The sequence below is a fragment of the Telluria aromaticivorans genome, from assembly GCF_013003915.1.
GTDB lineage: Bacteria > Pseudomonadota > Gammaproteobacteria > Burkholderiales > Burkholderiaceae_D > Telluria > Telluria aromaticivorans.
In genome coordinates this window covers 414374-440148 of sequence record NZ_JABAIV010000002.1, presented here as the reverse complement: position 1 = coordinate 440148, position 25775 = coordinate 414374, and the positions used below count along the sequence as shown (strand labels likewise).

Here is a 25775-nt window from a genome sequence, read left to right as displayed (position 1 = left end):
TTCAGCCTGCCGACATCACACGAGAGCCCGGCATCCTTTCGGGCCAGATTGGGGACACACATGGATATGCACACCGGCGTGATCAAGCCGCGCCTGTCGTTCTGGCAGCTCTGGAACATGAGCTTCGGCTTCTTCGGCATCCAGTTCGGCTTCGCACTGCAGAACGCCAACACCAGCCGCATCTTCTCGACGCTCGGCGCCGACCCCGACAACCTGGCCCTGTACTGGCTGGCCGCACCGGTCACCGGCCTGCTGGTGCAGCCGATCATCGGCTACCTGAGCGACAACACCTGGCACCCGAAGTGGGGCCGCCGCCGCCCGTTCTTCTTCATCGGCGCCGTGCTGGCCGCCATTGCATTGTTCCTGATGCCGAATTCCTCGGTATTGTGGATGGCCGTGGCCGTGCTGTGGCTGATGGACGCCGCCATCAACGTGTCGATGGAGCCGTTCCGCGCCTTCGTGGGCGACAAGCTGGACGTTTCGCAGCAGACCGCCGGCTATGCGATGCAGACCTTCTTCATCGGCTGCGGCGCGGTGATCGCCTCGCTGCTGCCGACCTTCTTCGAATCGATGGGCGTGTCGAACGAGGCGGTGGGCGGCCTGATTCCCGACACCGTGCGCTATTCCTTCTATGCCGGCGGCGCCATCTTCTTCCTGGCCGTGCTGTGGACCGTGCTCACCGCCAGCGAACAGCCGCCGGCCGACCTCGAGGCCTTCAACGCCGAGCGCAAGCACGCCCGCAGCTTTGGCGTGGCCTTGAAGGAAATCGTCGGTGGTTTCGCCAAGATGCCGAAGACCATGGTGCAACTGGCCTTCGTGCAGTTCTTCACCTGGATCGCGCTGTTCGCGATGTGGATCTATACCGGTTCGGCGATCGCCGACAACGTCTTCGGCACGGTCGATGCCCAATCTTCGGAGTTCCAGTCGGCCGGCAGCTGGGTCGGCATCATGTTCGCGGTCTACAGCGGCGTCTCGGCGCTGGCCGCCTTCATCCTGCCGATTTTCGCGCGCGCCACCAGCCGCAAGACCGTGCACGCCACCTGCCTCGCCATTGGTGGCCTGAGCCTGGCCAGCATCTATTTCATCACCGACAAGCAGATGCTGATGCTGCCGATGATCGGCGTCGGCCTGGCCTGGGCATCGATCCTGACCATGCCCTACGCGATCCTGGCAGGCTCGCTGCCGGCCAAGCGCATGGGTTATTTCATGGGCCTGTTTAACTTCTTCGTCGTCATCCCGCAGATCTGCAGCGGCCTGCTGCTGGGCGGCGTGACCAAGCATTTCTTCGGCGGCCACACGGTGCAGACCCTGGTGCTGGGCGGCGCCTGCATGCTGATCGCAGCCGTGCTGACGCTGTTCGTCACGGACCGGGCCGCGCCGGTCAAGGCAGCCATCTAAGGCTCGCGCCAGTGATTTCGCGCCTGTCGTATCGTAACGTTTTGCCAACATCCCGTGCGTCCTGCCGCGATGTTGCATCACGTTATAACGACAGGAGCGAAGCATGAGCATCCAGACCGTCCCGACCACACCGTTCGCCGGACAGCGGCCCGGCACCTCGGGCCTGCGCAAGAAGGTAACCGAGTTCCAGCAACCGGGCTATCTCGAGAATTTTGTCGAAGCGATCTTCCTCACCCTGGGCGATCCGGGTGAGGGGGAGGGCCGCACCATCGTCGTCGGCGGCGATGGCCGCTATTTCAACCGCGACGCGATCCAGACCATCCTGCGCATGGCCGCCGCCCACGGCGTGGCGCGCGTGCTGGTCGGGCGCGGCGGCATCCTCTCCACGCCGGCCGTGAGCTGCACCATCCGCAAGCACGCGGCCTTCGGGGGCATCGTGCTGTCGGCCAGCCACAATCCAGGCGGCCCGACTGGTGACTTCGGCATCAAGTACAACATCGAGAACGGCGGACCGGCCCCCGAAAAGATCACCGACGCGATGTTCGCGCACACCCAGGCGCTCACGTCCTACCGCATCAGCGACGCCGGCCCGGTCGACCTCGACCAGGTCGGCAAAACCCGCATCGAGAACATGGTGGTCGAGATCATCGACCCGGTCGCCGACTATGCCGAACTGATGGCGCGTCTGTTCGACTTCAAGGCGATTGAAGCCCTATTCGCCGGCGGCTTCCGCATGCGCTTCGACGCCATGCACGCCGTATCGGGCCCATATGCGAAAACCATCCTCGAGGGCATGCTCGGCGCACCCGCGGGCACAGTGGTCAACTGCGAACCGCTGGAAGACTTCGGCGGCGGGCACCCGGACCCGAACCCGGTCAATGCGGCCGAACTGATCGCCCACATGGAAGGCCTTGACGCGCCCGACTTTGGCGCGGCGTCGGATGGCGACGGCGACCGCAACATGATCGTCGGCCGCGGCATTGCCGTCACGCCCTCGGACAGCCTGGCCATCATCGCGGCCAATGCCACCGTAGCGCCGGGTTACAAGGGCGGCATCAAGGGCATCGCGCGCTCGATGCCGACTTCGCAGGCCGCGGACCGCGTGGCCGCCGCGCTGGGCATCTCCTGCTTCGAGACCCCGACCGGCTGGAAGTATTTCGGCAACCTGATGGACGCCAACCTCGTGACCCTGTGCGGCGAGGAGAGCTATGGCACCGGCTCGCACCATATCCGCGAAAAGGATGGCCTGTGGGCCGTGCTGTTCTGGCTCAACCTGCTCGCTGTGCGCGGGCAGTCCGTCGAGCAGGTCGTGCGCGGGCACTGGGCGCGCTTCGGCCGCAACTATTATTCGCGCCACGACTACGAAGCGGTGGATGCCGCCGCCGCCGACGCCATGATGACCGCCCTGCGCGAAAGACTTCCCGAGCTGGCGGGCCAGAGCTTCGGCCATTACCGCGTGGCACTGGCCGACGATTTCGTTTATACCGACCCGGTCGACCACTCGGTCGCCACGCGCCAGGGCATCCGCATCGCCATGGTGGACGGCTCGCGCATCGTGCTGCGCCTGTCCGGCACCGGCACCGAAGGCGCCACCGTGCGGCTCTACCTCGAACGCTTCGAGGCCGACCCGGCGCGCCACGACATCGACACCCAGGTTGCACTCTCCGACCTGGTCGCCATCGCCGGGAATATCTCGGGACTGCGCCACCACACCGGCCGGGAGAGCCCGACCGTGATCACCTGACCCCTCCACCACCACAGGAACCCGCATGAAACTTCCCGTCCTTGCTTGCGCCATGCTGCTCGCCTTCGGCGCCGCCTCCAGCGTTGCTGCCCAGACCGCCCGCGCCCAGCCCGCGGGCAAGCCTTTCGTCTGGGAGAACGCGACCGTCTACTTCCTGCTGACGGACCGTTTCAACAACGGCGACAAGTCGAACGACCACGCATACGGCCGCAAGGATGACGGCGCCAAGCTGCGCGGCTTCATGGGCGGCGACCTGGCCGGCATCACGGCCAAGATCCGCGAAGGCTATTTCAAGGACCTGGGAGTGAATGCGATCTGGCTCACCCCACCGGTCGAGCAGATCCACGCGCCGACCGACGAAGGCACCGGCAAGACCTATGGCTTCCACGGCTACTGGGCGAAGGACTTCACGGCGGTAGACGCCAACCTGGGCAGTGAAAAAGACTTCCGCACCTTCGTGGACACCGCGCACGTCAACGGCATCCGCGTGATCCTCGACGTGGTGATGAACCATACCGGCCCGGTCACGCAAGCCGACCCGGTATGGCCTGCGGACTGGGTACGCACCAAGCCGAAATGCACCTACAAGGACGCGCCGACCACCATCGACTGCACCCTGGTGGACAACCTGCCGGACTTCCTCACCAACAGCAACGCGGACGTCGCCTTGCCGCCCGCACTTGTCGCGAAATGGAAGAAGGAAGGGCGCTACGAGCGCGAAGTGAAGGAGCTGGACGCCTTCTTCAAGCGCACCGGCTATCCGCGCGCGCCGCGCTTCTACCTGGTGAAATGGCATGCCGACTGGGTGCGCAAGTACGGCGTCGACGGCTTCCGCGCCGACACCGTCAAGCACACCGAACCCGGCGTGTGGAAGGAACTCAAACAGGAAGCCAGCCTGGCCTATGAAGACTGGAAGCGCGCCAACCCGGCCAGGAAGCTCGGCGACCTGCCGTTCTTCATGACCTCGGAAGTCTACGGCTATGCCATCAACCATGGCCGCAGCTTCGACATGGGCGGCGGCGTGAAGGTCGACTACCTGGCCAATGGCTTCGACAGCATGATCAACTTCAGCATGAAGACCGACGCCGCGCAGGGCTATGAAAAGCTGTTCTCGGATTATTCGAACGCGCTGCACGGTCCGATGAAGGGTTATTCGGTCCTGAACTACATCAGCTCGCACGACGATGGGAGCCCCTTCGACCCGCTGCGCCAGCGCCCCTTCGAATCCGCCAACAAGCTGATGCTGGCGCCGGGCTCGGCCCAGATTTATTACGGTGACGAGACCGCGCGCCTCTTGAAGGTCGAGGGCGCCGAAGGCGATGCTAGCTTGCGCTCGTTCATGAACTGGGACGAGCTGGCGGCCAACGCGCAGCGCGGCAGCAACCGCGTGGCCGAAGTGCGCGAGCACTGGGCCCGCCTGGGCCGCTTCCGGTCTGCCCACCCTGCCGTCGGCGCAGGCAGGCACCAGATGATCGCGTCCAGCCCCTACACCTTCAAGCGTACCTGGCAGCAGGACGGCGCGAGCGACCGCGTGGTCGTGGCGCTCGACCTGCCGGCCGACAAGGCGCTGCCGATTTCGGTGGCCGGCGTCTTCAACGACGGCCAGACCGTGCGCGATTGGTATTCGGGCAAGTCGGCCGTGGTCAGCGGCGGCAAGGTGCAGTTCGGTACGGCAGCGCCGGTCGCCCTGATCGCGCTGGACTGAGCCCTCCCGCGGCACACACGCCGGCCTCCATTGCTGGTATTCTGGGGCGCGTAAATACTTGCATCCGAATCGGCGAAAATGCGATTCGGGCGCGTCAACCTGCATGGATGGCTAAGCAATGCGCGCGAACTGGCCAGAGGGATGGACATACAGCAGGATTCCGTCGATGGACGGAATCCTGGACGCGGGAAGTATCGCCCATGCGCCCGGGCATGGACGCGGCGACCGGGTGCTGCTCGAGCCCTCCGATCCGAAGCTCGACTACATCGCCCGCTTGGCCGTCAGCCTGACAGGCTCCGACATCGGCGGCATCAGCCTGGTATTCCGTTCGCAGATCTGGCTGCCCTCGCGGGTCGGCGCCGACGCCCGCCTGCTGCCGCTCGCCGGCTCCTTCTGCCACTGTGCAGTGCGCGAGAATGCGCCGCTGTTCGAGGTCGCCGACGCCCGTCTCGACGCACGGTTTGCCGACAATCCGCTCGTTACCGAGCCGCCGCACTACCTCCACTATGCGGGTATCCCGCTGGATGGCAGCGCGGCCCGCCTGCTGGGCACATTGTGGGTGATGAGGAGGGACCCGCATCATCTCGACGACGAACAGGTCACCCAGCTCCGGCTGATGGCACGTATCGTGGTCGACCTGCTCGAGCACCGCTATTTCGAACTGTCGACCGGGATGTTCAACCGCACCGTTTTCCTGCATCACCTCGACTACATGCTGGCGCGCGAGGAGGCCAGGGTGACGGTCGGCTTCATCGACCTTACTGGTTTTCGCCAGGTCAACGAATTGTTCGGCAGGCTGTCCGGCGACCGCATCCTGGGCCAGCTCGGCGACCGGCTGGCGTCATGGGGCGGCGACGGCGCGCTGCTGGGCCATCTCGGCGGCGACCGTTTTGCCTTCGCACTCGACCTCCCGCCAGACCAACTCGATACCTGCCTTGCCCAGCTACGCGACCTGATCGACCTGCCCTTCGAGGTCGGGAACGGCTATGTGCAGCCCTTGCACGGCCGCATCGGCATCTGGCGCCAGGGCGCATCGCAGCGCGGCAGCGCAGTGGACGCACTCGATGCCGCCGACGGCGCGGCATCCTCGATTCGCCGCAACCTCGACCGCAGCGTCGTGGCCGAGTACGACAGCGCGCTGGCCGCGCGTGCGCGCTTGCGCTACGAATTGCGCCACGCCCTGCGCGGCGACCGCCGCCACGGCCGGCTCGAGGTGCATTACCAGCCCCAGATCGATGTCGAAGCCGGCAAGCTGATCGGTCTGGAAGCGCTGGTGCGCTGGTGCCATCCGGAGTTCGGCCTGGTCGCTCCTGCCATGTTCGTGCCCCAGGCCGAGCAGTCCGGACGCATCTTCGAACTCGATGCACACGTCGCCCGGCTCGTTTGCGAAGACCTGAAACGCTGGCTGGCCAAGGGCCTGGACCCGGTCCCGGTGGCGCTTAATTTTTCGCGTGTGTCGCTGATGCATCCTGAGCTGTTCGCACGCCTGGAAACGATACTGCGCGAAACCGGCGTGCCGGGCAGGCTGATCGAGCTCGAGGTGACCGAAAGCGTGCTGCTCGACTCGCTGCAGCCGCTGTATCCACGGATCGCGGCACTGCGTTCGCTTGGCGTGCACATCGCGATCGACGACTTCGGCACCGGTTCGTCCAACCTCGATGCCCTTGCCGATTTCACCTTCGATCGCCTCAAGGCGGATCGCCAGTTCGTGCATGGTGTTGCATCCGACCACAAGAAGGCGGGACTGTTTTCCCTGATCCACGGCGCGGCCCGGGTCTTCGACGCGGAGCTCATCTGCGAGGGACTAGAGGACGAGGCCGATCTCGCCTGGCTCACGAGCCGGGGCGTGCATTGCGTGCAGGGCTGGCTGTTCAGCCGCGCGCGTACGGCGAGGGACATCGAGCACCTGCTGCTGCGTTTCCACGATGCGCAGGAAAGGCAGTTGTCGGTTGGCGAACTGCGCGCCTTGCTGCATTAGAAACGGCAGGCCTGAACGGGCGGGGTCGGGCCTCGACCCTTCGGTTTTTCCGTCGATCAATGGTATCCTTATGTAATGACTGTTGAACCCGACACCGAACAGAAACCCTCCCGCGCCGCGTTTGCCGATGGCCCGCGCCTGCTCGCGGACATCGGCGCCACGCATGCGCGCTTCGGCCTCGAGACTGCACCCGGCGTGCTGCGCCAGGTCGCGGTGCTGCGCTGCGACGACTACACCGGCATCGTGCCGCTGCTGCATGCCTACCTGGCGCAGACGGGCGGCGTGCGCATCAACCACGGCGCCTTCGCGCTGGCCAATCCGATCAGCGGCGACACCATCCGCATGACCAACCGCGACTGGCAGTTCTCGACCGACGAGGTGCGCCGCACGCTCGGCCTGTCGACGCTGCTGATCGTCAACGACTTCACAGCGCTGGCCATGGCGCTGCCGGGCTTCAAGCCGCAGGACCTGATGCAGGTCGGCGGCGGCGCGCCGCAAAGCCATGCGGTGGCGGGCGTGCTCGGGCCGGGCACCGGCCTGGGCGTCTCGGGCGTGATCCCGACCATCGATGGTTTCATCACCCTCGGCAGCGAGGGCGGCCACGTCAACTTCGCCCCGAGCGACGAACGCGAATTCGCGATCCTGCAGTACGCCTGGCAGGAATGGCAGCACGTGTCGAACGAGCGCCTGATTTCCGGCCCCGGCATCGAACTGATGTACCGCGCGCTGGCTCAGCGCAACGGCGTCGAGGCCCCGAGCCGCAGCACCGCCGACATCGTGGGCAGTGCGCTCGATGCGCGCGACCCGCTCTGCCTCGAGACACTCGAGGTCTTCGCCGGCATGCTGGGCGGCGCGGCGGCCAACCTGGCGGTGACGCTGGGCGCCTTTGGCGGCATCTTCATCGGCGGCGGCATCGTGCCGCGCATCGCCGAATGGTTCGCCACCTCGCCCTTCCGCGCCCGCTTCGAGGCCAAGGGCCGCTTCACCGACTACATCGCGCAGATCCCGACCTATATCATCATGACGCCGAACCCGGCGCTGCATGGCGTGTCGACGATCTTGTCCGAACACCTGCGCGGGCGCAGCGGCGCTAACACCCTGATGGACCGCGTGCAGCAGCTGCGCCACGAACTCTCGCCGGCCGAGCAGCGCGTCGCCGCACTGGTGCTGGAACACCCGCGCAAGATATTGGGCGAGCCGATCGCCGAAATCGCGCGCCTGGCGGATGTGAGCCAGCCGACCGTGATCCGTTTCTGCCGCTCGCTGGGCTTCCAGGGCCTGGCCGAGTTCAAGCTGAAGTTCGCCGGTAGCCTGACCGGCACCATCCCGGTGCGCCACAGCCAGGTGCGCATGAGCGACAGCACCCACGATTTGTCGGCCAAGGTGATCGACAACACGGTGTCGGCGATCCTGAAATTTCGCGACCAGCTGGATGTGCACGGGATCGACCGCGCCATCGAATTGCTGCGCCGCGCCCGCCGCGTCGAGTTCTACGCGATGGGAAATGCGCGCGCGGTGGCGCTGGACGGCCAGCACAAGTTCTTCCGCTTCCGCATCCCGGCCGCGCTGTACGGCGATTCGCACCTGTTCACGCTGGCCGCCGGCCTGCTGGGGCCGGGCGACGTGGTGATCGCGATCTCCACCGCCGGCCAGCTGCCGGAGCTGCTGGAGGCCGTCGACATCGCGCGTGCGGGCGGGGCCGACGTCATCGCCATCACCAGCAGCAAGTCCCTGCTTGCCAAGAAGGCCAGCGTCTGCCTTGCGGTGGACCACAGCGAAGACAGCACCACCTTCCTGTCGATGATCTCGCGCATCCTGCAGCTACTCCTCATCGACATCATGTCGGTCGGGATTTCGCTCGGCAACCAGGGCGAGGCGGCGGGCGAGGGCGATATGGAACAGCGCGACCAGCGCCGCCTGCTGATTTCCCACCTCGACAGCTAATGCTCGCGAAGGCAGCCCTCCAGTGCTAGAATTGGCCGAACCACGATTTTGGAAGCGTTTCCATGCTTGAGCATTCCCTGCGCCGGCGCCAATTGATAGGCGGCGCATTGAGCCTGCCGCTGGTAGGCATGGGCAGCGCCAGCGCCGCCCCGGCCCCGCTGGTCGTCGGCGGCCTGCCCGTCACCTGCAACCTGACCCTGCCGATCGCCTGCAAGGCCAAGGCGGCGGCCGACGGCAAGCCGGACGCGCCCTTCACGGCCTTCGAATACAGCAAGTATTCGGGCTGGCCCGAGATCAAGGAATCCCTGATGACGGGCCGCATCCAGGCCGCCTACATGCTGGCTCCCCTGGTCATGGACCTGACCGACAAGCGCATTCCGCTCAAGATCGTCTCGCTCGGCCACCGCTCCGGCGCCGTGATCATGGTGCGCACCGATTCGCCCTATAAAAAATTCGCCGACCTGCGCGGCAAGCGCATCGCCATCCCGAGCCGCTTCGCGGTCGACTTCCTTTTCCTGCGCAAGATGCTGGCGCGCGAAGGCATGTCGCCGAAAGACCTGCAGATCATCGAGATGGCCCCGCCCGACATGCCGGCCGCGCTGTATGCGAAAGCGGTGGACGGCTATTGCACTGGCGAGCCGTTCGGCGCCGCCGCCCAGCGCGCCGGCTATGCGCGTCCGCTGTCGATGACGCGCAACGAATGGCGCAACTACATCTGCTGCGTGCTGACCGTGCGCGAAGAACTGATCAAGACTAACCGCCCGCTGGTGCAGGAATTGGTTAATTACGTCCAGGCCGCCGGCAACTGGCTCGACGCCACGCCCGTCAACCGCGGCAAGGCGGCCATGATCGCCTCCGGGCGCAAGTTCTTCAACCAGGACCCGAACATCATCAAGTTCGTGATGGAGAACCCGGCCGACCGCGTGACCTACGGCGATCTGCGCATGATCCGCCCCGAGTTCGACGAGCTGATGAAGCTGTCGATCGAGGCCGGCACGCTCAAGCGCCCGGTGGCCTATGAACAGTACGTGGACGAGAGCTTCGTGAAGAACATCCGCCCGGTAAAGGTGGCGCTGTGAAGCGCGCCCTGCTGGCGGCGCTGTTGCTGTGCGCCTCCACCGTGCAGGCGGCGCCGGCGCTGAAATCCGGCGTGTTTTCGCCCGCCCGCATGGCGCCGGAAATCGCGCAGGATGCGGCTGATGGGAGCGCCTTCCGCCTGTCCGCGCTGCGCGGCAAGGTCGTGGTGCTCGAATTCGGCTTCACCCATTGCGCGGCGGTGTGCCCGGCTTCGCTGGCCTCGCTGGCCGCCGCGCGCCAGAAGCTCGGGGCTCATTCCGACCGGCTGCAGGTGGTGTTCATTTCGGTCGACCCGGAACGCGATACGCCCGCGCGCCTGAAGACTTACCTGGCGCAATTCGACAAGGGCTTCGTCGGCATCACCGGCACGCCCGAGCAGATGGCGGCTATTCGCAAGGACTACGGCATCACGGCCACGAAGCACACGGCGGGCGGCAAGACCGGGTACCAGATGGGACACTCGTCCTACCTGTACTTCATCGACAAGAAGGGCATGCTGCGCGCCCTGATGCCCTTTGGCCGCCCTGCGGACGAGATCGTGCACGACGTGAACGTGCTCGCCGCTGAATGAAGCGGCGCATCGGACTTGCGGCAGCCATGGCGCTGCTGGCCGCGCTGCTTGCCTGGGCCGCCTTCGCGCCCTTGCACGTTGCTTCGCGCGACCAGCTATTCGAGATCCCCAAAGGCACCTGGGAACGCCGCATGCAGGGCGACAAGACATCCATCCTGCCCGAGCAGATCACCCTCACGCTCGGCGTGCGCGACGTGCTCCTGCTGCGCAACAGCGATACCGTACCGCAGATGTTCGGGCCGGTGCTCATTATGCCGGGTCAGGACTTCCGCCTGCCCTTTGCCCAGGCCGGCGAGCATCCCTTCGACTGCACGGCGCATGCCAGCGGCAAGATGACCGTCCTCGTCCGGGAAGCGCCTGCCGCAGGCCTCGCGCGGCTGCGCTGGCGCGCCAGGTCCCTTATGAACGACAACGCATAGACTATGGATAGACTGAACAGGATAGGGCCCCCGCTGCTGGTGCTCGCCGCCATCGTGGCGATCTGGTGGGCGGTGGTGGTGCAGACCGAGAGCGTGATCTTCCCGACGCCGCTGCAGGTGGTCACCGGGACCATGGAGCTGGTCGACGACGGCACGCTGTGGGAGCACATCGGCGCTTCGCTCGGCCGGGTCGCGACGGGCTTCCTGATCGCGCTGGTCTGCGCGGTGCCGCTCGGCTTGTGGATGGGGCGGGTCGACGCCGCCTACCGCACGCTCAACCCGGTGTTCCAGATCCTGCGCCCGATCTCGCCGATCGCCTGGATCCCGATCGCGATCCTGTGGTTCGGGGTGGGCGACATGTCGCCGATCTTCCTGATCTTCCTGGCCTCGGTGTTCCCGATGATCGTGCAGACGGCAGCAGGCGTGCACACCATCGAGGGCCGCTACCTGCGCGCGGCCGAGAACTTCGGCGTCTCGCGCGCCAAGCTGTTTCGCCAGGTGATCGTGCCGGCCGTGCTGCCGGAAATCCTGACCGGCATGCGCATTGGCCTGGGCGTGGCCTGGCTGGTGGTGGTGGCGGCGGAAATGATCGCGCTGCGCTCGGGCCTGGGCTACCTGATCATGGACTCGCGCAATGCCGGCAACCGCTACGACCTGGTGGTGGCGGCGATGATCATCATCGGACTGATCGGCCTGGGCATCGACGCCCTGATGCGCCGACTCGAAGGACTCAAAGGGGTAAGGTGGCGCTATGGACGCTAAGATTCTGGTGAGCGGCGCGCGCAAGGGCTTCAAATCGCTGCCGGTGGTGGACGGCATCGACCTGGCCGTGGCGCCCGGCGAATTCGTGGCCATTGTCGGGCCTTCCGGCTGCGGCAAGTCGACCTTGCTGAAGCTGCTGGCCGGCTTCGAGCATCCGGACAGCGGTTCCGTCATGATCGACGGCCAGCCGGTAACGCGGCCGACGCCGAACGCCATTGTGATCTCGCAGCATGGCTCGGTCTTCCCGTGGCTGACGGTGCAGGAGAACCTGATGTTCGGCCTTTCCAGCACCGACGATGCCGCCAGGGCGGCGACCGCCGACCATTACGCCGACGTGGTGGGACTGAAGGGTTTTGAAAAAGCCTACCCGCACGAGCTCTCAGGCGGCATGCTCAAGCGGGTGGAGATTGCGCGCGCACTGGCGGTCAAGCCGGACATCCTGTTCATGGACGAGCCGTTTTCCGCGCTGGACGCCCTGACGGCGCTGAAGATGCGCAACGAACTGCTGCGCATCCTGCGCGAGGAGCGCCATACGGTCATCCTGATCACCCACGACGTGGAAGAGGCGATCTACCTGGCCGACCGCGTGGTGGTGCTGTCCCCGCGCCCGACCCGCATCGCGTCGGTCTTCCCGATCGGACAGCCCCATCCGCGCAAAGTGTCGCAGCCGGAACTGCAGGCGGTCAAAGAGGCGATCCTGGGGCAGCTCGGGCTGTAACGCAGGTCCGGCCGGTCGCGTCCCCGCCAGGCTGCCCGGCCTCAGGTCGCCAGGCGCTGGAATGCTTCGCGCACAGCAAGCCCGCCGCCGCCGATCAGCAGGGTGAAATACACGATGGTGGCAAGGTTGCCGATGTAACCCAGCAATACGCATACGCCGTCCCGCTGCAGCAGGCCAATGGCGAGGAACAGCAGCGCCACCGCAGGGAAGGTGTTGCTGAACGGTATCAGGCCGAAGGGCATCATCAGCAATACGGCGCCGAGGATCAGGGACAGGTTGTTCAGGCGCTCCATGGCGCCGTCCGCCACCAGCCACTGGATTCGGTTGGGGCGGCTCACGCGTTCGATCTTCTGCAGCCACGGCAGCGCCTTGCGCAGCACCGGACGCAGCTTGCGGGTAGCGATCATCCGGTGCTTCATGCTCGACGGAATCCACAGCGCGCGCCGGAACAGGCGGCTCATGCCGATCAGCAGGATGGCCGCGCCGAACACGGTGCTCACGCCCGGTATCGATACCGGCAGCAGGAACACCAGGGTCAGCAGGGCGGCCAGGATCAGCAAGCCATCGTCGCCTACGCGCTGCACCAATTCGCTCAGCGTGATGCCCGTGCGTGGCAGGGCGCGGACCAGCGCGCGGATTCTTCGGGAAACGGGTTCGGCGTGCATTGGGCTTCTATTCGTCGTGGTCTGTCGGTTTGTCGATCCGGCCACATGCCGCTGCGGCAGGAGCTGCCTGCCACGGGCATGGCGGAAGGACGACAGTATAGCCACTCGAGGTGCCGCACGGCGTGACGGCCGCTGGATTTTATTGCTGGCGCGCGCGTTCCTCTTTCTTGACCTTCTTCGCCTCCTTTTTCTCCTTCATCGTTTTGGCCGGTTCTTTCTTGGTGGTTTTCTTGGCATCCTGGCTTTTACTCATGGTATTGCTCCGGTCGGTGAGGAACTACGGTGGATAGGGCGTGCGCCTTCCACCCCACTATACAGTGCGGGACGGAAAACACGGAAGGAAGCGTCAGGACGCGGGATGCGGGAAGTCGGCCAGCGGCAGCCGGATGGCGAAGGTCGCTCCCTTGCCGCGGCCTTCGCTGCTGACGCTCAGGCTGCCCTCGTGCAGCTCGACGATGCGGCGCGCGATGTACAGGCCCAGCCCGAGGCCGGTGGCGTTGTCGTGCTGCTGCAGCGTGAACGCGCCGAAGACGTGCGGGAGGTCTTCGGGCTCGATGCCCTGGCCGGAGTCGGTGATGTCGATCGCCACCATGTCGCTGCTGCGCTTGACCTCGATGCGGATGGCGCCACCCTCGGGGGTGAATTTGGTGGCATTGAACAGCAGGTTCCAGATCACCTGCTGCAGGCGGCGGCCGTCCGCCTCGAGCCCGATGTGGTCGCCGTAATCGCTGGGCGTGACCTGCATCAGGATGCGTTTCGTGTGAGCAAAGGTTTCCACCGTCGAGATGGCGTCGCGCAGCACCTGTCCCAGCTTCACCTGCGAACGCGTGATCGACATCTGGCCGGTGAGCGTGCGGGCGGCGTCGATCAGGTCGTCGACCATGCCGGCCTCCTGGCGCACGTGCACGCGCATCGATTCCAGGCCGCTGACGACCTTGGGCGGCAGGTCGGGCACGGTGCGCAGCATCAGTTCGATGCGCATCGACAAGGCCGACAGCGGGGTGCGCATTTCGTGCGAGACGGTGGCCAGGAACAGTTCGCGCGTGCGGTTCACGCGGGTCAGGTCGTCGATGGTCTCGCGCTGGCGGTCGAGCGTGGCGGCCAGGGTGCCCAGCAGCGCCGCATAGGTGCCCATGCGCTGCTCCGACACCGGCGCGTCCAGGCGCACCTCGTTCCACAGCAGGTGGCCGGGCAGGCCCACCTGCTTGGCGATGCGTTCGCACTCGAGCGGCGAGCTGAAATCGGCGAAGCGCCAGCCGAACACCAGCACGCCGTACACCTTGCCACGCAGGAGCAGGGGTAGCGAGCAGATGCGCAGCCCGTCGAACTGGGCCGACGCCGGCTGGCCATCGGCGCACGCGGCCTCGACCAGCGTGCGCTCGAGCGCCGTCCCGGGGCCGTCCTCGGCCCACAGGCGCGAGCGCAGCAGCAGCGCAGACAGGCGCGAGCCGGTCTTCGGCCCGATGCGGCGCACGCCGTCCGGGTCGTAGGCCGAGGTCACCAGCCCGGTTGCCTCGGTGAACTGGCGCAATGGCGTGTCCCAGTCGTCCCAGTCGACCGGCGCACTGCCCGGGAGCTTCGCCGTGATCACTATGGCCGTTCGGTCGGCAAATCTGCCGATTCCGGCATCTCCGCGCCCCGCGCCAATGCCTCCTCGATGACCGGACTTTGCCGTGAAGGCGAACGCGACAGCAGGCCGTAATACGAGGAAAACGGCAGTTGCGGCACTGCGCTGGCCTGGGTTTCGCTGTCGCTTTCGTCGACCAGCAGCAGGCCGCCGGTGCCGATGGTGTATTCGCGCGTCACCTGCATGTTGCGGCTGCCGCGTACTTTCGGCACCATGATCGCGCGGCGCAGGACGGTGGATACCTCGACATAGTTCAGCAAGATGATGTTGTCGACCAGGTGAGAGCCCTTGAGTTCTTCGCTGATCTGCGATACGCCCAGCAGTTCCGGGCTTTCGTAGTTGAACAGCGTCGTGGCCAGGCGGTTCTTGAAGTAAGTCGCCAGCGCATACAAGTAGTCGGCCACTTCGCCGCGGCTGGTCATCTCGTACACGGCGATCGAATCGAACACCACGCAGTCGATCCCGTGCTCTTCGACCAGCTTGACGATGTGGTCGAAGTGCACGTCGAGGTCCAGCTCCAGCGGCGATTCGTAATGGATGAACATGTCGCCCGCATCGACCAGTGGTTGCAGCTCGAAGCCGAGCGACCTCGCGTTGCGCATCAGTTGGGCCGGGTGCTCGTCCAGGCTCACCAGCAGGGTCTTGTGCCCATCCTTGATCGCGTTGGTCAGGAACTGCACGCTCAGCACCGTCTTGCCGGTGCCGGAAATGCCGCTCACCAGCGTGACCGATCCCTTGTAGATGCCGCCGTCCATCATCTTGTCGATGGCCAGCGACCCGGTCGACAGGCGTTCTTCCGAGGTCGGCTGGTGGACCGAGCCGAGGGGGCGCGACTGGGCGCGGCGATAGACATGCACGCCCATTCCCGGCTCGATGCGCATGGTGTGGCTGCCGCCGATGAAGTCCTGGCCGCGCGATTTCAGCACCGTCAGGCGGCGCTGCACGCGCCGGCGGTTCTCCTCGCGCGTCAGCGAAATGATGGTATCGAACACGAAGCGCTCGTGCGCCAGCACCCCGGTCATCGACTCGTCCTTCTCGGCGGTGACCATGGTGGTCACGCCCAGCCGGGTCAGGCCTTCGATCAGGAGGTGCACGTCTTCGCGGAAGGGCATGTCGTGCGCTTCGGCATACAGGCGCAGGGGCGTCAGGCCATCGATCAGCAGGCGCCTGGCTCCCATGGCCACGAGCGATGCGGCAAAGGCGCCATCCTCGCTGCGGAATTCGCTCAGCAGCACGGCCGGGCTGGTCTGGATGATCTTGATCTTGCCCTGGTCGATCAGGCCCTGCAGGTCCCAGTTGAAGCCGACGGCATCGCGCAGCAGCTTGGCAGGGTCGAGTTCGAACGAAACGATCGCGCCCGGCTCGTCATGGTCCAGTGCGCCGTGGTAAATGAAACCCAGGCCCAGCGTGGTCTTGCCGGAGCCCGGCGGGCCCTCGACGAGCAGGTTGTTATTGCGCGGAATACCGCCGTGCATCACTTCGTCGAGACCGACTATCCCGGTCCTCACCAATGCGCTCATGTCACATGCCCTTTATATAAGGTGGCCAGCTTAACATGCGACTAGGCAATTCGCCTGAGGCGCCACTGCCGGGAAGGCGTCGCTGGCGACATGCCCCGTCGATCCAGTGTAGTAGCCGAGCCGGGACTTGGCCAGCTGCGCAAGGATGAAGGGGAAGCCAAGCTGTGCGTCGCCGGGTGGGGGCTTCTGTTATGGTTTTGCTAAACATTCACCCTAGGAGCCTGCATGGAACGCTACCTGATCGTTTACCGCGGATCGACCGTCGACGAGGCGGAAGGCCCGCCGCACGACCCCCAGCGCTGGGAGGCGTGGTTCGAGATGCTGGGTTCCGCGCTGGTGGACCGCGGCAGCCTGGCGCACAACAGCGTCGAGGTCCCGAGCCGGCTGGTCGGCCCGAAACTGAGCAGTGCTTCGCTGTCGGGCTATTCCATCATTGCAGCAAGCGACTTCAACGAAGCGGTCAGCCTGGCCGAGGAATGCCCGGTCTTCGACGAGAATGGCTCGGTGGAGATCGCCCGCCTGCGCATGGCGGCAGGCCAGGCGTCCTCCTGAACCCTACTCGGCGACGAAGACTACGGCAGTCCGCGCCGGCACGGTAAACGTGCCGCTGGCGCTGTCGAAGCGTGCCTGCGCGGCGCGCTTGTCGGCGGCGCCGGCCGCCTTGTGCACCGGATGCAGCGTCAGCCGCTTGCCGCGCAGCAGCGGGTCGCTGACGCGTTTCTCCACCTTGTCCACGTTCACCAGGTAGCTGATGGCGGCGAACTTCGCGCCAGGATAGCCCTTGCCGTCGATCGAGGCCGCCAGCACGGTCGCCTCCTGGCCCGGCCCGGTATTGAAGAAGCGCAGGCGTTGGACGATATCTTCCGCCGTGCGCATGCGGAACAGGGTCGAGCTGGCGCGGATCGCGAGCAGGTCGCGGAAGGCGTCGCGTGCGAAGGCGATGTCGGCGGGCTGCGGCTTGAGCGCGGCATTGGCCAGGTAGGGCTTGAGCAGCGCCCAGTCCTTGCCGTTGTCGTCCGATTGCGGCAGGCCGGTGCCGTAGTAGTTGTCCTGGTAGGTCCAGTCGATGCGGTTGAACCAGTCGCCCGAATTGAAGCTGTTGCGGTCAAGCGACTTGGAGCGCAGGGTGTCGATGCCCGCATGGTAATAGGCCACGCCCTGGCTGAAGGCATTGATCGCCATGCCCAGCACCTGCACGCGCGCACGGTCGGCGGTACTGGTCGCTACCGGCAGCTTCAGCACGTTGATGTCGTACAGGGTCTGGTTGTCGTGGTTCTCGACATAGTTCACCACTTCGCCGGGCTGGCTCGCATAGCCGGCCGGCTGGTTGCCGTAGGCGATGTCTTCCAGTTTGCGCACCTGGCCGTCCACGGTCTGGAGCGGGTAGCTGCGCACCGAACCGGCCAGGCCGACGCGGATCAGGTCCGCGGCGCGCAGCAGGTCGGCCGCCTTGAGGCCGGCTTTTGAAGCATTCGGGTCGTACACCAATCCGTTGATATAGCCCTGCTGGCGGACCATCGCTTCGCCCGAGTCGCCGGCCGAGCCGCCGCGCACGGCGTCGCGCGCGCGGTCGCTGAAGGTGCCGATACCGGAGCCGTTGAGCGACAGCTGCGACGCCTGCACGAAGCGGGCGCCGTCGGCTACCTCGCCGAAGTTCCAGCCTTCGCCAATCAGCTGCACGTGGCGGCCAGCGGCCTTGTCCACGCGTTTTTGCAGGCGCTCCATCGCTTCTCTCGGCTGGTGGCCCATCAGGTCGAAGCGGAAGGAATCGATCTTGTAGTGGCGGGTCCAGAGCTCGGCTGAATCGATCATCAGCTTGGCCATCATCGTGTTCTCGGTGGCCGTGTTGTCGCAGCAGGTGGAGCGCTCGATGGCGCCCAGCGCATTCAGGCGGTGGTAATAGCCCGGCACCACGCGGTCGAGCACCGATTTCTCGTTCTGGCCGGCGATGAAGGTGTGGTTATAGACCACGTCGGTACCGACGCGCAGGCCGGCGCGGTGCAGGTCCATCACCATCTGGCGCATCTCGACGATGCGGCGTGCGCCGTCCGATGGGTCGCTGGCGTAGCTGCCTTCCGGCGCGTTGTAGTGGTAGGGGTCGTAGCCCCAGTTGAAGCAGTCGGTGTCGGCGGTCTTGCGCATCAATGCCTGCTGGGTCTCGCCATCCGGCGTACCAGAAGGCAGGGGCAGGGCGCAATCCTTTTCCGGCACGCTGCCCAGGTCGTAGACCGGCAGCAGGTGGATGTCGGTCATGCCGGCCTTCGCCAGCGCCTTCAGGTGGCGCATGCCGTTCGAACCGGCTTCGCCGAAGGCCGCGTACTTGCCGCGTTTGTTCGCCGGCACGCTCGGGTCGTTGAGCGAGAAGTCGCGCACGTGCAGCTCGTAGATGACCATGTCGGTCTGGGCTTTTACCGTGTTCGGCGGACGGGTAGCGTCCCAGCCCTTCGGCTTCAGCTTCGGCGCATCCAGGTCGGCGATATAGCTGCGCTTCGAGTCCGTCGTCAGGCTGACCGAATACGGGTCGGTGACGAGGTTGCGCACCAGGCCCATGCCGTCGACCGCGACGTCGACCGCGTACTTGTAATAGCTGCCGGACAGGTCTTTGGCTACCCTGGCTTCCCAGGCGCCCGTGCGTCCGTCGAAACTCATCGCGTGGACGGCGGTGGCGCGGCCGGTGCCGCTGTCGTAGGTGCAGACGGCAGCGGTGCGGGCGGTCGGGGCCCACAACCGGAAGCCCGTGCGTCCTTTCTTCGGGGTGGCGCCGAGGTCTGCGATGCCGTCGGCCGCGGCATACATGTCGTCCAGCGCGCCGGCCACCTGGATGCGCGTTACGGCGCGCGCCAGTCCGTCGGGCGTTTCCTGCACCAGCACCAGCTGGCCGCGGTGCAGGTCGTTCATGCGCGCCAGGTCGGCTGCGCGCAGCGACAGCACCGGGCCGGCTCCGACCCATTTGAAGCGCGTGGCGGCGGCGGTGGGCACCTGGCCGGTGAATGCGTCCAGCGCCAGTGCGCCGTCAAAGCCTTCCACCTTCGCACCCGGTTTGGCGACGATGGATGCCTTGGCCGAGTGGTACAGTCGGTAGATGCCGCCAGCCTCGGCGCCCGGCCATTTGACCAGGCGCTTGTCGAGCCAGACAGCGCGCGCTTCCAGCGTGGCGCTGGAAGCGTTCAGGACAATTTGAAAGCCTTCGTTATTGCAGGCGTCAACAGGAACCGCGGCGTGGGCGGAGGAGGCGAGGGCGGCAGCGGCGAGGGCGAGGGCGGCGTATCGGAGTTGGGTCATGTAGGGTGGGCGGGTTTCCCGCCCACGCGGTTATGCGGCGGTGACCCAGCAATAAAGTGGATAAATCAGCGATGGTTGACTGCGTGGGCAGGAAGACCTGCCCACCCTACGGTTATCGCTGTTCGTACGTACGTGGTGATAGAAGCGTCGTTTACCCGCGGTAGTTATCGACCATCTTGTAGCGCCGAGCGTATAGCCCAAATACCAGCGCCGCCAGCAGCGCGAAGCCGGCGAAGAAATACATCTGGAAGGCCATCACGCCCACGCCCGAGCTTTCGATCTGGGCGATGACGGCTTCGTTCTTGACGCCCGAATTCACGATCAGCACCCACAGGTTGCCGACGGTGACCGCCAGGTACCACAGGGCCATGATCACGCCCTTCATCGCGGCCGGCGCCTGGCTGTACGCGAATTCCAGGCCAGTGGCCGAGACCAGCACCTCACCCAGGGTCAGCAATGCGTAGGGCAGGATCTGCCAGGCGATCGAGACCGGGTCGCCGGCATCGAGCTGCACCTGCAGGTTGCCGACCACGATCCAGGCCAGCGCCGAGAAGGCGATGCCGGCGGTCATGCGGCGCAGCGCGGTCGGCTCGAAACCCATCTTGGCCAGCAGGGGGAACAGCACCAGGTTGTTGAACGGGATCAGGATCATCACCAGCAGCGGATTGAGCGCCTGCATCTGGGCCGGCAGCACGCTGAAGCTCCAGCCCAGCAAATTGACGTCGGTGGACATGGTGTTGGCCTGCACGATCCAGGTCGAGGCCTTCTGGTCGAACAGCGACCAGAACGGGGTCACCAGCGCGAACACGATCAGGATGCGCAGCACGGCGCGCACGCCGTCCACGGCAATGTCGGGGTGCACGCCGCGGGCGCGATCGAGTTGCATCGATGCGCCCGTGCCGACGAAGGCGATCAGGAGCACCAGCGCCAGGCAGGCGGCGATGACGAAGCCCCAGTCGGGGGTGCGCGCCAGCGAGTACACGGCGCCGATCATGCCCAGGATCGCGACGATCAAGCCGGGACGGCCCGCGCCTGGACGCTGCGCCAGCACGGCCGTTTTCACCACGCGCAGGAAGGAATGCGGGTCGCTCTGGCTAGGGGGCACGTGGACGTATTTCTTCTTGCCGCTCCACAGGATCATGGTGGCGATGAACATCAGGATGCCCGGGATGCCGAAGGCGACCGAGGGACCGTAGTCGCGCAGGAACAGCGGCATCAGCAGCGACGCAAAGAAGGAGCCGAAGTTGATGATCCAGTAGAACGCGTCGAACACGACTTTTGCCTTGCTCTTGTTGGTCTTGTCGAACTGGTCGCCGACAAAACTGGCTACTAAGGGCTTGATGCCGCCCGAGCCGAAGGCGATCAGGAACAGGCCGAAATAAAAGCCCTTGACGCTGTCCTCGAAGATGGCCAGGCAGGCGTGGCCGGCGCAGTAGATCAGGCTGAACCAGAAGATGGTGTTGTACTTGCCGTAGTAGCGGTCGGCCAGCCAGCCGCCCAGCAGCGGGAAGAAATACACGCCCATCATGAAGGTGTGGAAGACGTGCTTGGCTTCGCCGGTGCGCTCGGACTCGGCCACGAACAGCAGCAGGGTGGAGATCAGGAAAGGCGTCAGGATGTTGCGCATCCCGTAGAAGCTGAAACGCTCGCAGCCTTCGTTGGCGATGATGTAGGGAATCTGCCGCGGCATGCGCCCGGTGTCGGTGATGTGCGTCGTTGCTGGAGAAGTCATGGTGCTCTCGGAAAATCGAAACAGGTGCGATCCTATGACGAGGCCGGGCTACTTGCAATAAAAATATTGCAGCGAAACAAAGGAGTTACAAAACTGCCGTAGTTTAGCTACTTTTTGCGTTTCGTCCGAAAGTGATAATCTTCTATAAGTCTATGAATTGAAAGGATTAAGCGGATTTTCCTGAGCGGCTGGAGTGATTGTAAAGTTAATTCTCCTGCTGTATATTGCCTAGAATTCTCAAAAATTCCGGACGGACCAGCCATGAACCAGACTTCGAAGAACGACAACCCGAACTGGTGGCGCGAAGCCATCATCTACCAGGTCTATCCGCGCAGCTTCCTCGACACCAACGGCGACGGCGTGGGCGACCTGGCGGGCATCACCGACCGGCTCGACTACATCGCGGGCCTGGGTGTGGACATCGTCTGGCTGTCGCCTTTCTTCAAGTCGCCGATGAAGGACTTCGGCTACGACATCGAGGACTACTGCGACGTCGACCCGCTGTTCGGGAACCTGGGCGACTTCGACAGGCTGGTCGCGAAAGCGCACAGCCTGGGCCTGAAGATCATGATCGACCAGGTGATGTCGCACACCGCCGACACCCATGCCTGGTTCAATGAGAGCCGCAAGAGCCGCGACAACCCGAAGTCCGACTGGTATGTGTGGGCCGACCCGCTGCCGGACGGCTGCCCGCCCAACAACTGGCTGTCGGTGTTCGGCGGCTCGGCATGGCAGTGGGATACCCGCCGCAAGCAGTACTACATGCATAACTTCCTGGTGAGCCAGCCGCAACTGAACTTCCACAATCCGGAAGTGCAGCAGGCCCACCTGGACGCCCAGCGTTTCTGGCTCGAGCGCGGCGTGGACGGCGTGCGCATGGATGCCTGCGTCTTCCACTTCCACGACCGCCAGCTGCGCAGCAACCCGCCGGCGCTGGTGCGCGACACCTCGACCGTCACCGACGTCAACCCCTACGGCATGCAGGCCCACCTCTACGACAAGACCCAGCCCGAAAACATCGCCTTCCTGCAGCGGGTGCGCGCCCAGCTCGACGAGTTCGGCGCGGTCTCGATCGGCGAAGTCAGCTCCGACGACGCGCTCGAGCAAATGGCCGAGTACACCGAAGGCGGCGACAAGCTGCACATGGCCTACAGCTTCAACCTGCTCACGCCTGTGCACACGGCAGCGCATATCCGCACCCAGGTCGAAGAGTTCAACGAGCGCGTGAAGGACGGCTGGGCCTCCTGGTCGGTGAGCAACCACGATGCCATCCGCGTGGCGACCCGCTGGAGCGACGGCAAGCCGACGCCCGCCCTGGCCAAACTGGTGCTGGCCATGCAGCTCACGCTCAAGGGCACGCCTTGCCTGTACCAGGGCGAAGAACTGGGCCTGGAAGAAGCGGACGTGCCTTTCGAGCTGCTGCAAGACCCGTATGGCATCACTTTCTGGCCCGAGTTCAAGGGCCGCGACGGCTGCCGCACGCCGATGCCGTGGCAGGCAAGCGCGCCGCAGGCCGGTTTCACCAGCGGCCAGCCATGGCTGCCAGTGGCAGGGCCGCACGCGGCGGTTGCGGTCGACCGCCAGGACAGCGACCCCGATTCGCCCCTGAACTTTGCGCGCCGCTTCATCGCCTGGCGCCGCACGATGCCGCAGCTGACCCGCGGCGAGATCGTCTTCTTCGATGCGCCGGAACCGGTGCTGGCGCTGCGCCGCGACGTGGACGGCATGGACGGGGTGCTGGCCGCGTTCAACCTGGGGCCCGAGCCGGTCAGCTTCGACTGGGCAGAGGCTGCCCAGGCTAGGGCACTCGACACCCTCGGCCTGCCGGGCAGCGCCGCGGCCAGCCGCGTCACCTTGCCGCCTTACGGCGCCTGGCTGGGCAGCGTTCCGGCCAACGCCGAATAATGGGCAGCCAGCCGGCGCTCGATACGCTCGCGGACAAATCTGCGGAAAAATCCGCCCGCACGGCTTTTGCGGACGGACCGCGCCTGCTGGCCGACATCGGCGCCACCCATGCGCGCTTCGCGCTGCAGGCCGCGCCGGGCGTGTTCAGCGCGGTGCGCGTGCTGAAGTGCGAAGACTTCGACGGCATCGTGCCGCTGCTGCGCCATTACCTGGCCGACCACGCCGGAGTCAAGCTCCAGCATGCGGCGCTGGCCGTGGCCAATCCGGTCAGCGGCGACCTGGTACGCATGACCAACCGCGACTGGCAATTTTCGACCGATGCGGTGCGGCGCGAGCTGGGCCTGGGCACGCTCCTGATCGTCAACGATTTCACCGCGCTGGCCATGGCCATTCCCGGCTTCGGGCAGGAAGATTTGATGCAGGTGGGACAGGGCAGGGCCGCCCCGAACGCAGTGGTCGGGGTACTCGGCCCCGGCACCGGCCTGGGTGTATCGGGCCTGATCCCGACCGCCGACGGCTTCGTCACCTTGGGCAGCGAGGGCGGCCACGTCAACTTCGCCCCGAGCGACGAGCGCGAATTCGCCATTTTGCAAGTGGCCTGGCGCGAATGGCAGCACGTGTCGAACGAGCGCCTGATTTCCGGCCCGGGCATGGAAATCATCCACCGCGCGCTGGCCGCTCGCAACGGCGTCGAGGCCCCGGCGCGCAAGGCCGCCGACATCATCGCCGCCGCACTCGAATCGCAGGACCCGCTCTGCCTCGAAGTACTGGAATGCTTTTGCGGCATGCTGGGCGCCGCCGCCGCCAACCTGGCGGTGACCCTGGGGGCCTTCGGGGGCATCTTCATTGGCGGCGGCATCGTGCCGCGCATGGGCGAGTGGTTCGCCGCCTCGCCTTTCCGTGCGCGCTTTGAGGCCAAGGGACGCTTTTCCAGCTACCTGGCCGAGATCCCGACCTATGTCATCACCGCGCCGAATCCGGCCTTCCATGGCGTGGCAACCATCCTCGCGGAACACCTGCGCGGGCGCAGCGGCGCCAATACGCTGATGGAGCGCATCGGCCAACTGCGCCACGGCTTGAGCCCGGCCGAACAGCGGGTCGCCGCCCTGGTGCTGGAACAGCCGCGCCTCGTGCTGAACGAACCGATCGCCGAGCTGGCGCGCCTGGCGGATGTGAGCCAGCCGACCGTGATCCGCTTCTGCCGCTCGCTCGGCTTCCAGGGGCTGGCCGACTTCAAGCTGAAATTCGCCAGCAGCCTGACCGGATCGATTCCGGTGCGCCACAGCCAGGTGCGCACCAGCGACAGCACGCATGACTTGTCGGCCAAGGTGATCGACAACACGGTGTCGGCGATTTTGCGCTTCCGCGACCAGCTCGACGTGCGCTCGTTAGAGCGCGCGATCGAACTGGTGAGCCGCGCGCGCCGCGTCGAATTCTTCGCGATGGGGAATTCGCGCGCGGTGGCGCTGGACGGGCAGCACAAGTTCTTCCGCTTCCGCATCCCGACCTCGCTCTACGGCGACTCGCACCTGTTCAAGCTGGCGGCCGAATTGCTGCAGGCGGGCGACGTGGTGATCGCGGTGTCGAATTCGGGCAGCCTGAACGAATTGCTGGAGGCGGTGGACATCGCCCGCGCCGCCGGCGCCGACGTGATCGCCATCAGCAACAGCCAGTCGCCGTTGGCGCGCAAGGCCACGGTCTGCCTGGCGGTCGACCATGCCGAGGACAGCACGGACTTTTTGTCGATGATCTCGCGCATCCTGCAGCTCCTGCTGATCGATATCGTGGCGGTGGGGCTGTCGGTGGATGGCCAGCATGGCGAAGCCCAGGGCGACGATGCGCGCAGGCTATTGATCTCTCATCTGGACAGCTGAACTGGATAGCTGGGCTGGAGCGATGAGGGCGAGGGCGCCGCTGGCCCGTGAGAAGGGGAGCAGCCGGACACCGGAACGGTAGGTGGACCGGCTGCGGCCAGCGGCTCTTTCAAGATGAGCGGAGTGTCTACCTGTCGTTTATTCCCTCTCGATCTTGCTGCTGCCATTCGCCACTGGGCTGTGCGTCAGGGATTTTGCCTGGCATTTATAGTCGAGGCGGCGATGCAGTTTGCATCGCATAACGATAAGGACATCGATGCGGCAACTATTCATACTCGGTACCATTGCCCTGCTGGGCGCCTGCTCGAAACCGGTGGAGACACCAGCCGTGCCAACGGCGGGCACCAGCACCGCCGGAGTGCAGGCCGGCGCGCAGGCGCCTGCCACGGCGGCCCCGGCGCCGTCCGCGCCGGGCTTGCTCAGCGCCAGCGGGGTGGGCGCCGTCCGCTTCGGCATGAGCCTGGCGCAGGCGGAGCAGGCCACGGGAGCGCAGGCCGTGCTGCCAGCGCCCTTCGATCCGGCCTGCAGCATGGTGCGCTTCCCGGCCTTGCCCGGCCTGCGCTTCATGGTCGAGCAGGGCATCGTGACGCGTGCCGATGCCGAGCCGGGCACGGGCAACGTCATGGGCATCGCCATCGGCGACCCGTTGGACGGCATCCGCGCCAGCTATCCGGAAGGGGTGCTCACCCCGCACAAATACGATGCAAACGGCCATTACCTGGCCTTCCCGAGCGCCGGCGGACGTGGCGCACTCATCCTGGAAGCAACCGGCGGCAAGGTCACCAAGGTGCGCGCCGGCCTGCAGCCGGCGGTGGCCTATGTGGAAACCTGCGGTTGATGCAAGACGCCGCCCG

19 protein-coding genes are annotated in these 25775 nt (G+C 65.7%); 14 read left to right on the top strand and 5 right to left on the bottom strand.

Features of this window, described 5'->3' with window-relative positions; translation table 11 throughout:
* Window positions 1-60: 60 nt before the first annotated feature.
* The 10 genes from HGB41_RS07435 (at window position 61) to HGB41_RS07390 (ending at window position 12316) form a co-directional block, all read left to right on the top strand.
* Window positions 61-1398: an MFS transporter gene (locus HGB41_RS07435; protein ID WP_171082730.1), complete on the top strand. Its 1338-nt coding sequence runs from the start codon at window positions 61-63 to the stop codon at window positions 1396-1398.
* 103 nt (window positions 1399-1501) lie between these two features.
* Entirely contained in the window at window positions 1502-3142 is a 1641-nt protein-coding gene (locus tag HGB41_RS07430) for an alpha-D-glucose phosphate-specific phosphoglucomutase (RefSeq protein WP_171082729.1), read from the top strand.
* A gap of 25 nt (window positions 3143-3167) precedes the next feature.
* Window positions 3168-4847, top strand: a complete 1680-nt coding sequence (locus tag HGB41_RS07425; protein WP_171082728.1) for an alpha-amylase family glycosyl hydrolase — start codon at window positions 3168-3170, stop codon at window positions 4845-4847.
* Between the two features lie 166 nt (window positions 4848-5013).
* A complete protein-coding gene (locus tag HGB41_RS07420) occupies window positions 5014-6825 on the top strand; it encodes a putative bifunctional diguanylate cyclase/phosphodiesterase (RefSeq protein WP_229422875.1) in 1812 nt (603 codons plus the stop codon).
* A gap of 75 nt (window positions 6826-6900) precedes the next feature.
* Window positions 6901-8769 (top strand): glucokinase, encoded by a 1869-nt coding sequence (locus HGB41_RS07415; RefSeq protein WP_171082724.1) that lies wholly within the window; start codon window positions 6901-6903, stop codon window positions 8767-8769.
* 62 nt (window positions 8770-8831) lie between these two features.
* The gene (locus HGB41_RS07410) at window positions 8832-9848 is read left to right on the top strand and encodes an ABC transporter substrate-binding protein (RefSeq protein WP_171082722.1); all 1017 of its coding nucleotides are present in this window, start codon (window positions 8832-8834) and stop codon (window positions 9846-9848) included.
* A complete protein-coding gene (locus HGB41_RS07405; RefSeq protein WP_371868474.1) occupies window positions 9845-10417 on the top strand; it encodes an SCO family protein in 573 nt (190 codons plus the stop codon). The genes HGB41_RS07410 and HGB41_RS07405 overlap by 4 nt, the downstream gene beginning before the upstream one ends.
* Window positions 10414-10836, top strand: a complete 423-nt coding sequence (locus HGB41_RS07400; RefSeq protein ID WP_229422873.1) for a cupredoxin domain-containing protein — start codon at window positions 10414-10416, stop codon at window positions 10834-10836. The genes HGB41_RS07405 and HGB41_RS07400 overlap by 4 nt, the downstream gene beginning before the upstream one ends.
* A 3-nt stretch (window positions 10837-10839) precedes the next feature.
* Window positions 10840-11598 (top strand): ABC transporter permease, encoded by a 759-nt coding sequence (locus tag HGB41_RS07395; protein ID WP_171082720.1) that lies wholly within the window; start codon window positions 10840-10842, stop codon window positions 11596-11598.
* Window positions 11588-12316 carry an ABC transporter ATP-binding protein gene (locus tag HGB41_RS07390; RefSeq protein ID WP_171082718.1) on the top strand — a complete coding sequence of 243 codons (729 nt, stop codon included), beginning with the start codon at window positions 11588-11590 and terminating at the stop codon, window positions 12314-12316. Before HGB41_RS07395 ends, HGB41_RS07390 begins: the two co-directional genes overlap by 11 nt.
* A gap of 41 nt (window positions 12317-12357) precedes the next feature.
* Here HGB41_RS07390 and HGB41_RS07385 read toward each other — a convergent pair whose 3' ends face one another.
* From HGB41_RS07385 to HGB41_RS07375, 3 genes are all read right to left on the bottom strand, one after another.
* Window positions 12358-12981 (bottom strand): exopolysaccharide biosynthesis protein, encoded by a 624-nt coding sequence (locus tag HGB41_RS07385; protein WP_171082716.1) that lies wholly within the window; start codon window positions 12979-12981, stop codon window positions 12358-12360.
* A gap of 346 nt (window positions 12982-13327) precedes the next feature.
* Window positions 13328-14572 carry a sensor histidine kinase gene (locus tag HGB41_RS23960; RefSeq protein WP_171082714.1) on the bottom strand — a complete coding sequence of 415 codons (1245 nt, stop codon included), beginning with the start codon at window positions 14570-14572 and terminating at the stop codon, window positions 13328-13330.
* Window positions 14572-16128, bottom strand: coding sequence for an ATPase domain-containing protein (locus HGB41_RS07375; RefSeq protein ID WP_171082712.1), 1557 nt, complete (start codon window positions 16126-16128; stop codon window positions 14572-14574). The genes HGB41_RS23960 and HGB41_RS07375 overlap by 1 nt, the downstream gene beginning before the upstream one ends.
* A gap of 225 nt (window positions 16129-16353) precedes the next feature.
* Here HGB41_RS07375 and HGB41_RS07370 point away from each other — a divergent pair, with 225 nt between their 5' ends.
* The gene (locus HGB41_RS07370) at window positions 16354-16680 is read left to right on the top strand and encodes a YciI family protein (protein ID WP_171082711.1); all 327 of its coding nucleotides are present in this window, start codon (window positions 16354-16356) and stop codon (window positions 16678-16680) included.
* A gap of 3 nt (window positions 16681-16683) precedes the next feature.
* Here HGB41_RS07370 and HGB41_RS07365 read toward each other — a convergent pair whose 3' ends face one another.
* A complete protein-coding gene (locus tag HGB41_RS07365; protein WP_171082709.1) occupies window positions 16684-19410 on the bottom strand; it encodes an alpha-1,6-glucosidase domain-containing protein in 2727 nt (908 codons plus the stop codon).
* Between the two features lie 151 nt (window positions 19411-19561).
* Window positions 19562-21100, bottom strand: a complete 1539-nt coding sequence (locus HGB41_RS07360) for a POT-type proton-dependent oligopeptide transporter (RefSeq protein WP_171083475.1) — start codon at window positions 21098-21100, stop codon at window positions 19562-19564.
* Between the two features lie 303 nt (window positions 21101-21403).
* Between HGB41_RS07360 and HGB41_RS07355 the strand changes: the two genes are divergently transcribed.
* The 3 genes from HGB41_RS07355 (at window position 21404) to HGB41_RS07345 (ending at window position 25759) form a co-directional block, all read left to right on the top strand.
* Entirely contained in the window at window positions 21404-23047 is a 1644-nt protein-coding gene (locus tag HGB41_RS07355) for an alpha-glucosidase (protein WP_171082706.1), read from the top strand.
* Window positions 23047-24921, top strand: a complete 1875-nt coding sequence (locus tag HGB41_RS07350) for a glucokinase (protein WP_171082703.1) — start codon at window positions 23047-23049, stop codon at window positions 24919-24921. The genes HGB41_RS07355 and HGB41_RS07350 overlap by 1 nt, the downstream gene beginning before the upstream one ends.
* Before the next feature lie 256 nt (window positions 24922-25177).
* Window positions 25178-25759 carry a hypothetical protein gene (locus HGB41_RS07345; RefSeq protein ID WP_171082702.1) on the top strand — a complete coding sequence of 194 codons (582 nt, stop codon included), beginning with the start codon at window positions 25178-25180 and terminating at the stop codon, window positions 25757-25759.
* Window positions 25760-25775 lie beyond the last annotated feature (16 nt).